The 14550-nt window shown below is 72.1% G+C and carries 9 protein-coding genes and 1 pseudogene; 3 read left to right on the top strand and 7 right to left on the bottom strand.

The annotated features are described in order from the left end of the window. Positions 1–118: 118 nt before the first annotated feature. The gene (locus tag CRM89_RS08225; RefSeq protein WP_107646859.1) at positions 119–568 is read right to left on the bottom strand and encodes a putative glycolipid-binding domain-containing protein; all 450 of its coding nucleotides are present in this window, start codon (positions 566–568) and stop codon (positions 119–121) included. A gap of 18 nt (positions 569–586) precedes the next feature. Next, the gene (locus CRM89_RS08230) at positions 587–1039 is read right to left on the bottom strand and encodes a GNAT family N-acetyltransferase (RefSeq protein WP_229435032.1); all 453 of its coding nucleotides are present in this window, start codon (positions 1037–1039) and stop codon (positions 587–589) included. A gap of 319 nt (positions 1040–1358) precedes the next feature. On the opposite strand from CRM89_RS08230, the gene CRM89_RS08235 reads away from it, so the two are divergent. Continuing rightward, on the top strand, positions 1359–2048 hold the full coding sequence (locus tag CRM89_RS08235) for a sigma-70 family RNA polymerase sigma factor (protein WP_060590881.1): 690 nt from the start codon (positions 1359–1361) through the stop codon (positions 2046–2048). On the opposite strand, the gene CRM89_RS08240 is transcribed toward CRM89_RS08235, so the two are convergent. The 5 genes and pseudogenes from CRM89_RS08240 to CRM89_RS08255 form a co-directional block, all read right to left on the bottom strand. After that, entirely contained in the window at positions 1966–3411 is a 1446-nt protein-coding gene (locus CRM89_RS08240) for a condensation domain-containing protein (RefSeq protein WP_098083661.1), read from the bottom strand. The two genes, CRM89_RS08235 and CRM89_RS08240, sit on opposite strands and share 83 nt — an antisense overlap. A 10-nt stretch (positions 3412–3421) precedes the next feature. Next, positions 3422–4864, bottom strand: a complete 1443-nt coding sequence (locus CRM89_RS08245) for an MFS transporter (RefSeq protein WP_098083662.1) — start codon at positions 4862–4864, stop codon at positions 3422–3424. Then, on the bottom strand, positions 4861–9822 hold the full coding sequence (locus tag CRM89_RS08250) for an SDR family NAD(P)-dependent oxidoreductase (protein WP_371392052.1): 4962 nt from the start codon (positions 9820–9822) through the stop codon (positions 4861–4863). The genes CRM89_RS08245 and CRM89_RS08250 overlap by 4 nt, the downstream gene beginning before the upstream one ends. 66 nt (positions 9823–9888) lie before the next feature. Beyond that, positions 9889–11417: pseudogene (locus tag CRM89_RS32220) on the bottom strand (polyketide synthase); the annotation flags it as partial. Between the two features lie 136 nt (positions 11418–11553). Continuing rightward, the gene (locus CRM89_RS08255) at positions 11554–12555 is read right to left on the bottom strand and encodes an alpha/beta hydrolase family protein (protein WP_229435034.1); all 1002 of its coding nucleotides are present in this window, start codon (positions 12553–12555) and stop codon (positions 11554–11556) included. Positions 12556–12694: 139 nt separating this feature from the next. Here CRM89_RS08255 and CRM89_RS08260 point away from each other — a divergent pair, with 139 nt between their 5' ends. Both CRM89_RS08260 and CRM89_RS08265 read left to right on the top strand, forming a co-directional pair. Then, positions 12695–13360 (top strand): TetR/AcrR family transcriptional regulator, encoded by a 666-nt coding sequence (locus tag CRM89_RS08260; protein ID WP_098083664.1) that lies wholly within the window; start codon positions 12695–12697, stop codon positions 13358–13360. After that, positions 13311–14531 (top strand): oxygenase MpaB family protein, encoded by a 1221-nt coding sequence (locus CRM89_RS08265; RefSeq protein WP_098083665.1) that lies wholly within the window; start codon positions 13311–13313, stop codon positions 14529–14531. Before CRM89_RS08260 ends, CRM89_RS08265 begins: the two co-directional genes overlap by 50 nt. The last annotated feature ends 19 nt before the right edge of the window (positions 14532–14550 follow it).

Here is a 14550-nt window from a genome sequence, read left to right on the forward strand (position 1 = left end):
GTCCCGCGACGGGTCGCGGTGCGGCCCGGCCGATTGGTCGAGCTCGCGCCCGCCTTCGCCGCGGCCGCGGGATCGCGCGTCGCCGAACCGTAGCCCCGGTCGGCCCACGCCGTGGGTGTCAGGGGTGCAGGCGGCGGAGGTAGTCGTGGTAGAGGACCACGAACCCGTCGTCGTCGAAGTCGATGTCGGCGGCGAAGTCACCGGCGACGAAGTGGACGGTCCGGCCGCCGCGGGGCGCGTAGCGCTGCGGGCCGAGGACGGCGGTGAGGTCGGGGACGGCGACGAACCGCATGGTGTAGTCGCGGCTGCGCGGCCGGGGCCAGCAGCCGGTCCCGCACGACCGGCAGGGCGTTGAAGAACGCCGAATGCTGCAGGTCGAAGAAGTCGGCGCCGTCGAGCAGGTGGGTGATCGGGCCGCGCCCACGTCGACGGTCAACGCCGGACCGTCGAGTTCCCAGCGCAGCTCGTAGACCAGGCCCAGCTGGGTGCCGCGCGCCCGGTCCAGCGAGGTCACCTCGACGATCTCCATCCGCGGCTCATCGATTCCCGCCCAGACGAATCTGCGCATGGGCGAAGGATAACCCGCTCAGCGCGAGGTGCGGTCCCGGCGCAGGTGCAGCAGCGGGAACGGCCTGCCCTGCCCGTCGATCTCCGATCGGCCGACCTCCTCGAACCCCTTCGCGGCGTAGAACTTTCGTGCCGTGGGATTGTCCTCGTTCACGTCGAGGCGAAGGACGGGGTGGTCGCGGGCGACGTCGTCGAGCAACCGGGTGCCGATGCCGTGGCCGTGCAGGGAGGGCTCCACGAACAACGCATCGATCTCGCCGTTCTCCTGCGCGAGGAAACCCAACGGGCCGCGCTCGGCGTACTCGGCCACCCGCAGATCGCTCATCGCGGGCAGATAGCCGGCGAGGAGACCCGCGTACCAGTCGATGTCGGCGGGGGTGAGGAAGTGGTGGGTGGCCTCGACGGCTCGGCGCCAGATGACGAGCAGCAGCTCGTGTTCGCCCGCCCGCGCGGGCCGGATCCTGATCTCCACCGCGCCACGGTAGCCGCGGGCCCGCACGCCCGGCCAGCGAATTTCGCCGGGGCAGGCCGCTCGCGCACCACCAGCCGGGCCGGGCCGGGTTTGACGAGCGCGGACCCGGGTATCGCTGCGAGGCAAACCACTGGACAACGAGAGCGTGGCCGTACCGGCGCACCGGCAGTGTCTCGGATATCGAGCAATCGCACCGCTTTTACCGACGGATGCTGGGCGAACCGCCGCATCTTTGGCGATGTGCCGACATTGCTGGAATATTGCTAGCTGTGCGCTGAACATGCGTGCCGGGTCGGGCAGAGGACAGGAGCACAGCGGGATGACGGATGAGTCCGGGACGGCGCTCGGTGCGGTCGCGGAGCGGGTCGGCGACGCGGAAGACGCTGAGCGACAGGAGTTGTTCGGCGCCGCGGCGGTGAACGGCGAGCTGGCCGCGTTGCTCGCGCGGATCGCCGCCGGGGACCGGGCGGCCTTCACCGCGTTCTACCGCGCCACCCATGCCCGGGTGTTCGGCATCGCCCTGCGGACCCTGCGGGTGCACCCGGCCGCGGAGGAGACCGCGCAGGAGGTCTACCTCCAGGTGTGGTCGAGCGCGGCGAGCTACGACCGGCGCCTCGGCACCCCGCTCGGCTGGTTGCTGATGCTGACCCACCGCCGCGCGATCGACCGGATCCGCGCCGATGCCGCCGCGGGGAATCGCGAACGCACTTACGGCACAACATTTCTCGAGCGGGACTACGACCAGGTCTCGGATGTGGTGTTGCGCCGCCTGGAAGGCCAGGAGGTCGCCCGCTGGGTGCAGACTCTCACCCCGATCCAGCGCCAGGCCATCTGCCTGGCCTACTACGGCGACCGCAGCTACCCCCAGGTGGCCGCCGATCTGGGGGTGCCGCTGCCCACGGTGAAGACCCGGATCCGGTCCGGGCTCAAGCGCCTGGAGTCGTGCCTGCGGCCATTGCCCGCCCCGGCGAATCCGCTGCCTCCCGTCCGTCGGCGACCGCGCGCATGACCGCGCGCAGCGCGGTGATGTAGCGGTCGACCGAGTCGTGCGCCACCGCGGTGTCGGGGTGGATGACGCTCAGCGTGGTCACACCCGGGAGCCGGTTGATCCAGATCAGCACCTCCTCGGCGGCGCCGCGGTTGCCGTAGAGGCCGCCGCGGGCCAGGTCGAAGTACTCGCTGCCGCTGAATTCGCGGGCATCGACGTAGGACAGCATCGGGTTGGACCAGCCCGGCCGCACGGCGATGCCGTCGGCGCCGGTGGCGAGTTCGAGCACGCGGTGGAACGGCACCGTGGTCAGCCGCAGACCGGCGTCGTAGGCGCGCTGCGCGCGCACCACGGTCCGGTCGAAACCCGCACGGGCGCCGATCGGGAACGCGACCGGCACCAGGGTCACGTACCAGCCCACCGAGGCCAGTTCGGCGACGGTGTTGCGGGTGCTGATCGGGGTGAGGGTGAAGTAGTAGTCGCTGTCGAGCAGCCTGCGTTCGGCCAGCGCGGCGGCGGCGAACACGCCCCCGGTGAACTCCGCGCCGTGCGCGCGGCAGACCCGCTCGAAACGCACCGCGTCGGCTTCGTCGAACACCACGATGCTGCGATGGGCACTGCGGTGGTATCCGTCGCCGTCCACGCCCAGATCCAGCGGGAAGGAGGGCAGTTCGCCGTCGTTGCCGCGCACCAGCTCGATCCAGCGGCGCACCCCGGGATCGGCCGGCGTCAGGCGCGCCGTCTCGGCCCGTTGCCGTGCGCAGTAGTCGAGGTAGCTGCCGGGCTGCTCGACCAGCGGTTGCTGCCCCCACATCTCGCGGGCGTAGAGCTGGGCCAGCTCGAAACACGAGATGTGCTGGGCGACCCCGTCGGTGTGCAGGTGGTCGACGGCGAGGTAGACGGTGGTGGATTCGCCGTGCTCGATCGCACCGAAGGTGAAGCAGTTCCATTGCAACGGGCCGGGGGTCTGCGTCTGTACCAGGTCGCGCACGGTCTCGGCGTCGTCGATGACGCCGTGGTCGACGGGCACGAAGTCGACCACGTCCGGCTCCACCATGTGCCGCGTCACCGCGCCGCCGGGCTCGATCGAGAACCAGCTGCGGAAGGTGTCGTGGCGCAGCAGGAACGCGTTGATCGCCCGTGTCATCGCGTCGCGGTCCAGCGCCGCGGGCACCTCCGCGGTGACCACGCACAGACCGGAGAACCGGAAGTCGGCGGCGGCGTTGCGGTGGGCCAGCTTCAGGTATTCCTCCTGCTGGTGCGAGGGTGGCACCGGGTGGGCCGGGGCCGCGGCCGCGCGCGCCACCGACTCGGCGGCGGCCACCCACGTCACGACCCGGCCCGGAGCCGGCTGCCATTCATCGATCAGGCCGAATTCGACCACGGCGTTCTCCTCATCTCCGCGCGCCGAGGGGGTGTGCGGCGGTCCCGGCGGCAGCGTCGGGCAGCCGCAGTGTCGGCACCGCCAGCAGGGTCGCGATCACCGCGATCGCGGTGAGCATGGTCAGGCTGCCGGTCAGGTCGTGCGTGCGGAAGAACGCGGCGCTGAGCACCGCCAATCCGACACCGTTGCCGATCTGTTCGATGGTGGGCAGGGTGCCCGAGGCCTCGGCCATCCGGTGCTCGTCGAGCCCGGCCAGCATCAACGGTTGCAGCGGCACGCCGAACAGGCCGACGCCGAACCCGGCCGCGAACACCGGGCCCGCGGCCAGCGCGAGATTCACCTCGCCGCCGGTGAGGTGCAGGTAGATCACCCACGACAGCACGCAGCCGCCGTAGAGCGCGATGCCGGCGGCGAGCACCCGCACACCCCAGCGGCGCACCAGCCACGGTGAACTCAACGCACCCGCGCCCGCGCCGAGCGCGAACGGCGTCATCGCCAGGCCGGTACGCAACGGCGAGAAGTCCAGCGTGTCCTGCAGCATGATCGACACCGCGAACACGAACGCGGTGAACAGCCCGAAGAAGATCGTCACCAGCACCGACCCGAGCGCGAAACCCCGGTCGGCGAACAGATCCAGCCGCACCAGCGCGCCCGCGCCGCTGCGGTTCCGCCGCCGCTCCCGGAGCAGGAAGATCGTCGCCGGCGCGAGTGCCGCGACGATCCCCAGGCACGGCAGCGGTCGCCAGCCGTGCTGGTGGATCTCCGCGAGCGCGGAGAGCAGGCCGAACAGGGCCAGCGTCGACAGCGCCACCCCGGCCGGGTCCAGCCGTTCCCCCGCCCGGGGCCGGTCGATCCGCAGGAACTTCCAGCCCAGCGCGAACGCGAGCACACCCAGCGGCAGGTTCATCAGGAAGACGCTGTGCCAGCCGGTTCCGGCGATGTCCGCGGTCACCAGCGCGCCGCCCAGGATCGGCCCGAGCATGCCCGCGAAGCCCGCGACCGCGCCGTAGAGCGCGAACACCTGGGTGTGTTTGCTGCGCGGGAAGCTCGCGGTGAGGATGGCGATGGTCTGCGCCGCCATCCCCGCGCCCGCGATGCCCTGCACCACCCGGGCCACCACCAGCTCGCTCGCGCTGCCGGACACCCCGCACCAGATCGAGGCGGCGGTGAAGGCGACCACCGACACCAGGAACATGGTGCGCCGCCCCACCATCGCGCCCAGCCGCGCCGCGGTCAGCAGCGTGCAGGCGAAGGCGAGCGAATAGCCCGAGATCACCAGCACCTGCTGTGCGCCGGAGGCGGACAGGTCCGCGGTGATGCTCGGCAGCGCGGTGTTCACGATGGTGACGTCGATCATCTGCATGAACACGGCGATCAGGCAGCCGGCGAAGGCGAGCCAGGCCGCCAGGTCGCCGCCCGCCACCGCGGCGGGCGGCGTGCGGACCTCCGTCACAGACGCGCTCCCTCGGCTCGCGTGGCCGCGTCGGCGACGTGCCCGTTGCCCGCGCCGTTGGCGGCGGCCGCGAGCGATTCGGTCAGCGCCGCGGGCACCGTCAGCCCCGACCCCGCGGGTTTCGCGACGGGCGCGGCCGGGTCGAGCGGGCCGGTGTCGGCGGCGAGGATCAGCTCGGCCACCTTCGGTCCGGCCTGCTCGAGACTGAACGAACGGCCCATCTGCAGCGACATCAGTTCGATGCCGAGCGATTTGCTCACCCGCGCACCGAATTCCACCGCCATCAGCGAGTCGAGCCCCAGTTCGGGCACCGGCACGGTCAGGTCGACGGTGTCGGCCTGCACGCCCATCACCACGGCCAGCTGTTCGGCCAGCATCCTGGCCACCGCCTGCCCGCGCTTGCCCTCCTCCAGCGCCAGCAGTTCGGCTTTGAGCTGGGCGAGGGCGGAGTTGTCGGCCACCGCGGCCGCCACCTGTGTCGCGAGCCTGCCGGTGCGCGTCATCTGCGGGAAGGCGGCGGTGAGCTTGGACCAGTCGGTCGGGATGATCGCGGCCCTGGTCACGTCCAGCCGTAGCGCCTGCTCCAAATACACGGTGCCGTCGGTCATCTCGATCGGGCTGAACCCGGCCACCTCGAGATACTTGGCGACCTTCTCGTCGGCGGCCATGCCACCGGTCGCGCCGGACATGTGCCCCCAGCCCACGCACAGCACCCGCTCCCCCGCCCGGCTCCACTCCTCGGCCAGCGCCTCCACCGCGAGATTGGCGGCGGTGTAGTTGTACTGGCCGAAGATGCCGAACATCGACCCGCCGGAGGAGTACAGCACGATCATGTCCGGCTCGATACCGGCCTGCTCGACGGCGTCGTGCAGTGCGCGCGCACCGTGCACCTTGGCGCGGTACACGCGGGTGAGCTGATCGAGGTCCATGAGCTCGATGCGGTTGTCGGCCACCGCGCCCGCCGCGTGGAAGATCCCGCGCAGCGGGTGCTCCGGCTGGTGCGCGCGTGCCACGATCCCGGCGACGGCCGCCCGGTCGGCGACGTCGGCCCGTTCCTCGAGCACGGTCACGCCCAGTGCCGCCCAGGCGGCGATCTGCTGCTTCGCCGCCGGGGTCGCGGCGCCGCTGCGCCCGACGAGCACCAGCCGGCGCGCGCCCTTGCCGATCAGCCAGCGCGCGGTCGCCAGGCCGAAACCACCGAACCCGCCGGTGATCAGATACGTTCCGGCACCGTCGATCTGCACCTCCGGCAGCATCGGACGCACCGGCGGCGCCTCGTCCGTCATACCGAGGGCGATCCTGCCGAGCCGGTTGGAGCGGATCACGTCGTCGAACGCCTTGACCACCTCGTGGGTGCCGTACACCTCGTAGGGCAGCGGGGTGTAGATGCCGGCGGCGATCTTGTCGTAGACGCGGCGCAGCAGGTCGGCCAGTTGCAGCGGCCGCACCGCGCACATCCGGTCGAGGTCGACCGAGAAGTACGACAGGTTCTTGTCGAAGGCGGCCAGCTCGAGCAGGCCGCCGGTGTAGATGTCGGCCTTGCCGACCTCGACGATGCGGCCGAACTCGCGCACGGCGTGGAAGTTCTGGCGCAGCGCCTCGCCGGGGGCGGTGCTGAGCACCACGTCCACGCCCGCGCCGCCGGTGAGCGCGAGGACCTCGTCGGCGAAGTTCAGCGAGCGCGAGTTCAGCGCGTGATCGGCCCCGAGCGCGAGCACGTGCGCCCGCCGCTCGGCGCTGCCCGCGGTGCCGATGATCCGCGCGCCCACCTGTCGGGCCACCTGGATCGCCGCCTGCCCGACGCCACCGGCCGCGCCGTGGATGAGCACCGTCTCCCCCGGCTGCAGCCGGGCCAGGTCGAGCAGCGAGTACTCGGCGGTGCCGAACGCGGTGGTGCTGGTGCACAGTCCGGGCTCGGCGCCCTCGGGCAGCGGGATGACCGCGTACTGGTCGACCAGGTGGTAGCGGCGCATCATGCCCTTGGCGGCGATGGCGACGGTGTCGCCGATCCCCACCGACTCGACGTCCGCGCCGACGCGGACCACGGTGCCGACGCCTTCCATGCCCGGCTCGGTGCCGAAGAAGGTCTCGGCGAGCTCGCGCTCCCCCAGGATGCCCATCACCTTGAGCGGGTCCTTGTAGTTCATGCCGATGACCTGCATCCGCACCTCGACCTGCCCCGGGCCGGGGTCGCGGCGCGGGACCTGCCGCCAGGCCAGCGCCGACAGCAGCCGCGACCGCGGAATCTCCAGCGCGAAATCGGCTTCCGGATCGGTCAGCGGCGCCGCGGTGTCCAGCGCCTCGATCCGCTCGCCGAGCGGCTTGGTGACGACCGGCACCCAGCGGGCGCCGCCGCGCAGCAGCACTTCGTCGGAGTTGTCGTAGCTGAACGCGCCGGGCACCGACAGTTCGGCGACGGCGGTACCGGGTTCGACGTCGACGAGCCGCCAGCGCAGCCGGGTCTGCTCGTTGAGCAGCACGCGGCGCGCCCCGGCCAGCGCGGCCTGCCGGGAGTCCGGCGGGATGGGACTGTCGGGCAGCGTGAACGCCCGCTCGGTGATCAGGGTGACGTGCAGGGCGCCGTCCTCGACCGGCGGCAGCGCGGCGGCGGCCGGGGAATCGGCGAACCGGTCCAGCGCCACCGCGATCCGCTTGAGCGTCCACAGGTCGGCCAGGTCGTCGGCCACCGCGCCGGCGACCACGCAGACGTGCACGCGCTGCACGTCCGGTTCCGCGGCCACGGAATCCAGCAGGGCGAGCAGGTCGTCCTCGAGATCCGGCGCGTCCGCGGCCACCCGCATGCGCGCGTCGGGAATCGCGGCGGCCAGTTGGCCGGCGCGGGCGTCTGCGGTGAGCGCGACGATCACCGTGGCCGCGGGCGGCAGCTGCGCGAGTGCGGCCGGGTCGATCGGATCGCGTCGTTCCATCGTGTCGGCGTAGTAGAACTCGGCCATCCGCTGCAGCGGCCCCGCGCCGGGGTTCAGCGCACCGATCTGCACACCGACCAGGCGCAGGCAGGGGTTCCGGTCGGCGTCGAGCAGGTCGACATCGGCCAGCCGGGCGCGCGCCGGATTCCGCCGGGCCACCACCGTGACCTCCTCGGGCAGCGGCGCATACATCCGGACCGCGTTCACCCCGACCGGCACGAGCGCGCCCTCGCCCAGGCTCTCGTCGGCGAACAGCAGCGCCACGGTCTGCATGGCCGCGTCCACCACGGCCGGGTGCGCGAGGTGTCCGGAGCCTGCGCCGATGCTCGCGTCCACGGTGGCGACGACGGTGTCGCGGTCGGCGCGGACCGCGGTCACGCGGCGGAAGGACGGACCGTAGTGGAGGCCGCGGGCGGCGAGCGCGGCGTAGAACAGGTCGGGATCGAAGTCGACCTCGGTCTCGATCTCCGGCACCGGCACCGGTTCCGGCTCGTAGGCGCCGGTGAGCAGCCGTCCGGTCGCGTTGACCGTCCACACCGTGCCGGTGGCGCTGCGCGAGCGGATCAGGAATCGCCCGCTGCCCTCCTCGACGCTGGTCTCCAGGAACGGCACGTCGGGCTGGCCCATGATCAGCGGCGCCACGAACCGCACGTTCGCCACCGCGACCCGCTTGTCGCCGGATCGGCTCGCCGCCGCGCTCAGTGCCGCGTCGAGATAGGCGGCGCCGGGCATGATGCGCACGCCGCCGACCACGTGATCGGCCAGCCACGGCAGCACTTCGGTGCCGACCTGCAACAACCAGCCCGGCCTGCCTTCGGCGTCCGGATCGCCGAGCATGGCGTAGCCGCCGGGGGTGCCGAGGCGCATCTGTTCGAAGACCGGCAGCGGCGCGTACAGGCGGGTGCGCTGCCAGGGGTAGCGCGGCAGCGGCCGATGCGGGGTCGGCGTGTCGGCCGGGAACAGGCGGTCCAGGTCGAGGACACCCGCGCTGTAGAGTCCGGCGATCGTGGCGCGCAGGCTCTCGGAATCGGGGCGCTTGCGGTCCAGGGTGGCGACCGTCGCGCCGTTCTCCCCCGCCGCCAGCAGGATCTCGCGGAGGTTGCCCGACAGCACCGGATGCGGGCCGACCTCGAGGAAGACCCGGCTGCCCGCGCCGAGCAGGGCGGTGACGGCGTCGGCGAAGCGCACCGACCGGCGCACGTTCGCGCACCAGTACTCGGCATCCCACAGGTCGTCGGTGACCGGCGCGCCGGTCACCGTGGAGTACAGCGGAATCCGCGGCGACCGCGGCCGCAATTCGGCCAGCGCGGTGCGCAGCTCGTCGAGGATCGGATCCATCAGGCGGCTGTGGTAGGGCACCTCGACGCGCAGTCGACGCGCGAAAACGCCGTCGTCGGTGAGCTTTTCGGCGATCTCGTCGAGCCGGTCGGCGTCGCCGGACAGGGTCAGCGCGTGCGGGCTGTTCACCGCCGCGATGTCGACCGTGCCGTCGGCGAGCAGCGCACCGGCCTGTTCCAGGCTGAGCCCGACCGCCAGCATGCCGCCCGAGCCCGCGGTGGTCGCCTGCAGGCGGGCCCGGTGGTAGGCGACCAGCACGGCCTCCGGCAGTGTCAGCATCCCGGTGACGTAGGCGGCCGACACCTCCCCGACACTGTGGCCGACCACCGCCGCGGGTTCGATGCCGAGCGCGGCCAGTTCCCGCACCAGCCCCACCTGCACCAGGAAGTTGGCCGGTTGCGCCACCTCGGTGGCGGTGACCCGCGATTCCTCCTCCGGCCGCAACAGTTCCTCGATGATCGACCAGCCGGCCACCGCCCGGAAGGCCGTGTCGATCTCGCGCGCCGTCGCGGCGAAGACACCGTCGGCGAGCAGGAGTTCGCGTGCCATCCCCCACCACTGCGGGCCCATACCGGAGAACACGAACACCGGTTCGGCGACCCGCCGCGACACCGTGCGGACCGCGTCCCGGCCGTCACCGGCGGCATAGGCGCGCAGGGCGTCGACCAGTTCGGCCCGCTCGCCCAACGGCATCCCGATCCGGAACTGGTGGTGCGCCCGGCGCGTCCACGCCGCTTCGGCGACCCGCTCCACGTCGGCGCCGCCCGCGAGCAGATCGGCGAACCGGCCCGCCATCGCCCGCACGGCCGCCGCACTGCGCGCGGAGACGGGCAGCACCCCGAGATGGCGCGGTTCGGCGCGCGGCACCGGCGGCGCCCCGCGGTACTCCTGGAGGATGGCGTGGGCGTTGGTGCCGCCGTATCCGAACCCGTTGACCGCGATCGTCATCGGCACGGTCTCGGACTCGTACGGTTGCGCCTCCAGCTGGACGTGCAGGTTGAGGTCGGCGAAAGGAATGTCGGGATTGAGTTCGTTCAGCCAGCCCTGCGGCGGCAGGGTGCGATGGGTGAGCGCCAGCGCCGACTTGATGACACCGGCGATGCCGGAGGCGGCCTCGGTGTGCCCGAGGGTGGCCTTGAGCGAGCCGACCCCCAGCGTCGTCTCGCGCCCCTCGACCGCGCCGTAGACCCGCCCCAGGGCGCGCAGCTCGATCGGGTCGCCCACGGGCGTGCCGGTGCCGTGCGCCTCCACGTAGCTGATGCGTTCGGGCGCCAGTCCCGCCCGCTCGCACACGGCCCGGGCCAGCGCCTCCTGGGAGTCGGCGTTGGGCACGGTGATCGCGGTGGTGCGCCCGTCCTGGTTGGCGCCCGTCGCCTTGACCACCGCGTAGATCCGGTCGCCGTCGCGCACGGCGTCGTCGAGTTTCTTCAGCACCACGATGCCGCCGCCCTCACCGCGGCCGTAGCCGTCACCCGCGGCGTCGAAGGACTTGCAGCGCCCGTGGCGGCGAGGAATCCGCCCTTGCACATCATCACGAACGTCTCCGGCTGCAGCATGACGTTCACCCCGCCCGCCAGCGCGACCTCGCAGTCGCCGTTGTCGAGCGCCTGGCAGGCCAGGTGGAAGGCCACCAGCGACGACGAGCACGCGGTGTCCACGGTGAGCGCGGGCCCGACCAGGTCGAGGGCGTAGGCGATGCGGTTCGACAGCATCGTGTAGGAGGCACTGGCCGCGGTGTGCATGTCCACGTGCGCCAGCGCCGGTCCGACCACCCCGACCACCGATTGGTCGACCACGAAACCGCCCACGTAGACGCCGACCTGGCGGCCCGCCGTGCGCGGCGCGATCCCGGCGTCGTCGAGCGCCTCCCAGGTCACCTCGAGCAGCAGCCGCTGCTGCGGGTCCAGCACGGTCGCCTCACGCGGGGAGATGCCGAAGAAGTCAGGGTCGAACTCCCACGGGTCGCCGGTCATGAAGGCGCCGCGTTTGGTGTAGCTACGGCCCGGGGTGCGCTTGTCGCGGTCGTAGTAGCGGCGGTAGTCCCACCGGTCCGCGGGGATCTCCACGACGGCGTCGCGCTTGTCGACCACGAAATCCCAGAAGGTCTCCGGTGAGTCGATTCCACCGCCGAATCGGCAGCCGATACCCACGATGGCAATGTCGGACATCCTTGATCCTCCCGAATGGGGGTGTCGTGCAGTCGCTGTCTCCGCTGCCGGGCGACGATCTGTCGAACCTGGGCCGTCCTGGAAGTTGTCCGGTATCAGCGCTGCAAATCCGCAAAACATCCGGTGCCACACCGGCAGTGGACCGATCGTATGCACCCGACGACGACGCGGTGAACAGCTCGGTTCCAACGTTCCGTCATCGCACAAAGCCCGTGCGCGGCCAACTGTGATCGCGGCCAAGCCTTTTCGGTCGCGCTCACGCGGGCGCGGCCAGCGCGGCGGCGAACAGCGGCCAGCAGCGGCGCAGATCCTGCTCCCAGTACCCCCACGAGTGGGTGCCGTCGGGGCGCACCTCGACCGTCGCCGGGATGCCCGCCGCGCGCAGCCGCGCGCCGAGTTCGCTGGTGCAGTCGGCGGCCACCGCCTCGAGCGCACCGCCGATCAGCAGTTGGTCCGCCAGCGCGAACGGATCCGCGTCGATTCCCGGGCCCTGCAACGAATCCAGGGCCCCCGGCCGCCCGGTGCCCGCCGTCACGTACACCGTGGTGTCGCGCAGTTCCGCGGCCCGCAGCGACGGATCGTTGGCCGCCCACGCCGGGTCCTCGGGCGGGCCCCACAGATTGACCGGGTCGCCGCCGTAGGCGCGCACCACCGTGTTCACCACGGCGCGGCCCCGCGCGTCGCTGGTCGGCACACAGCCGCTGAAGGAGCCGATCGCCCGGTACACCCCCGGCGCGTGCAGAGCGAGCTGGAACACCGAGGTCCCGGCCATCGACACCCCGATCACCGCGTTCGCGCCGGTGCCGTGAAACGCGTTGTCCAGCAACGGCGGCAGCTCGCGGGTGAGGAAACTCGCCCAGCGCTGGAGCCCCAGCACCGGGTCGCGGGCGCGCCAGTCGGCGAAGTAGCTGCCCGCACCCCCGATCGGCATGGCGACGTTGACCTGTTCCCCGGCGAAGAAGGCCGCCACCCCGGTCCGGTCGAACCAGTTGCCGCCGTCCCCACCGCCGGTGATCCCGTTGAGCAGATACAGCGTCGGTGCTGCCCGGTCGGGGTCCGCCGCCCGCAGCAGCCGGATCGGGATCTCGGCGGCCATGGCCGCGGAGTGGACGATCACCTCGACCTCCCGGTCCGACCGCGGCGTGACCCGGACGATGTGCGGCTCGCCGATCGGTTGCGCGGCCACCGGGCCGGCGAGCGCGGCCACCACCAGAACGGCGGTCGTGGCGACCAGCGCGCGAAGCAGGGAGTGTGTCACCGTCGGCAACCTAATCCGCCGCACCGCCGCCGGCCACGCTCCGCCCGCGATCCTGTGAGGGCTACCAATTCGCCGTCCGCGGTCATGGGCGCCTCCGGCACGCGTTGACGCAATGAAACAGGATTTGTATTGTCGTTACATGTCCGAGCGCTACGACGAGGTCGACGAGCGGATCATGGACGCCGCGCTCGAACGGATCCTTCAGGTCGGCATCCGGCGGTCGAGCCTCGAGGACATCGCGCGCCGCGCGGGCATCAACCGCATCACCATCCACCGGCGCTTCGCCGGAAAGGAGAACCTGATCGAGGCGGTGCTCGAGCGCGAGACCCGCCGCATGCTCGCCGAGGTCACCGCGATCGCCACCACCGCCCCCGGCGTGGACGCGCAGATCGAGGAGACCGTGCTGTACGTGCTCACCCAGACCCGCATCCACACCCTGGTCACCCGGTTGCTGCGGGTGGCGCCGGAGGAGGCCCTGAGCTTCTACACCGTGCAGGGCGAGCGGCTGGTCGGGCTCGGCATCGACTACATCACCGGCATGCTCACCCACGCGCAGCAGGCCGGGCTCATCGACCGCTACGACCCCAGTCCCGTCGCCGAACTCGTCGCCCGCCTCGCCCATTCGCTGATGCTCACCCCGGGCGGCGGCGGCAACGTCGACTTCGGCGACCCCGACCAGGCCAGGGCCTTCGTCCGCGCCTTTCTCGTGCCGTTGCTGAAACACGGCATCGCCGCATCACGGGAGGAACACCCCCATGACCGCCCCCACGCTCGTCCCCACGCGCCATCCCGACCGCCCACGTAGGGCCCCGGGACTCGGCCCGTTCGCCGCGCTGCTCGGCATCGGCGAGCCCTCCCCGCAACGCTGGCGAGCGCTCGGCGAATCCCTGCTCGTCGGCGACGAACCGATGGACCGCCTGGTCGAGTGGATGTACGCCGAGGGCATGGCGACCACCCGACCGCTGTTCGACCGCGCCCTGCACACCGGCATCGACAGCGTGCCCGCCGCCCCCGCACCACTGCGGGAGTTCTTCGAGCTGGTCGAGACCACCCCCGACTGGGTCGATCCCGCGCTGCTCCGCCAGGGCGAGCGGGTCTTCCGCTCCGGCGGCACCGACGGTCTCTACTTCGCGCGCGACGTCTCCTTCCTCGGCGGCTACCTGGCCTCCGGCTTCAACAAGACGCTCCTGCGCACCGGCGCCCTCGAGAAGGGCCCGGCGCGGCGCTTCGCCGAGACGTTGCAGTGGGCCATGGACGTCTCCAGCGAGAACGGCATGGACACCTTCGGCGCCGGCTACCGGTCGACGCTGCACGTGCGCTTCATCCACGCCCTGGTGCGCAGGCACGTGGCCGCCATGCCGGACTGGCGCGGCGAGGAATGGGGGGTGCCGATCAACCAGACCGACATGGCCGCCACGCTCGTCGGCGCGCTGCTCGCCCCCTTCGTCGGCGGCATGGCACTGGGGATCGTGCCCTCCCCTCGCGAGACCGCCGCCGCCGCGCACCTGACCCGCTACGTGGGCTGGCTGATCGGCGTGCAGGAGCAGTGGCTGCCCACCGGATTCCGCGACGGCGTGGCGATCCTGCACCACTGCCTGGGCGCGATCACCAACCCCGACGAGACCAGCCGCCGGCTCGCCCGGCCGATGGCCGACGATCCGCTGCACTGGCACCACCCCAACCTGCCGCGCCTGCGCGGCCGCATCGCCCGCGCCCAGCACCTGTCGGTCGCCAGCGCCTTTCTCGGCCCCAAAGCCATGCGCATCCTCGGCCTGCCGTACGTGCCGCCGTGGTACCCGGCCCTGCGCATCCCGGTCAACCTGGTGCGCAGCGGACTGGTCCGCCTCGTCCCCGGCGGCGCCGACCGCGCGGCCGTGCGCGGCCGCCGCGAACAGGAAGCGTTCCTGCGCAAGCTCATCGGCGACAGCGCGGCCGTCATCGGCGCATCCGCGCCCCGGCCGGGTACCGCCGCCTGACCGATCGTCCCCGAACCGC

Source organism: Nocardia sp. FDAARGOS_372, from assembly GCF_002554515.1.
GTDB lineage: Bacteria > Actinomycetota > Actinomycetes > Mycobacteriales > Mycobacteriaceae > Nocardia > Nocardia farcinica.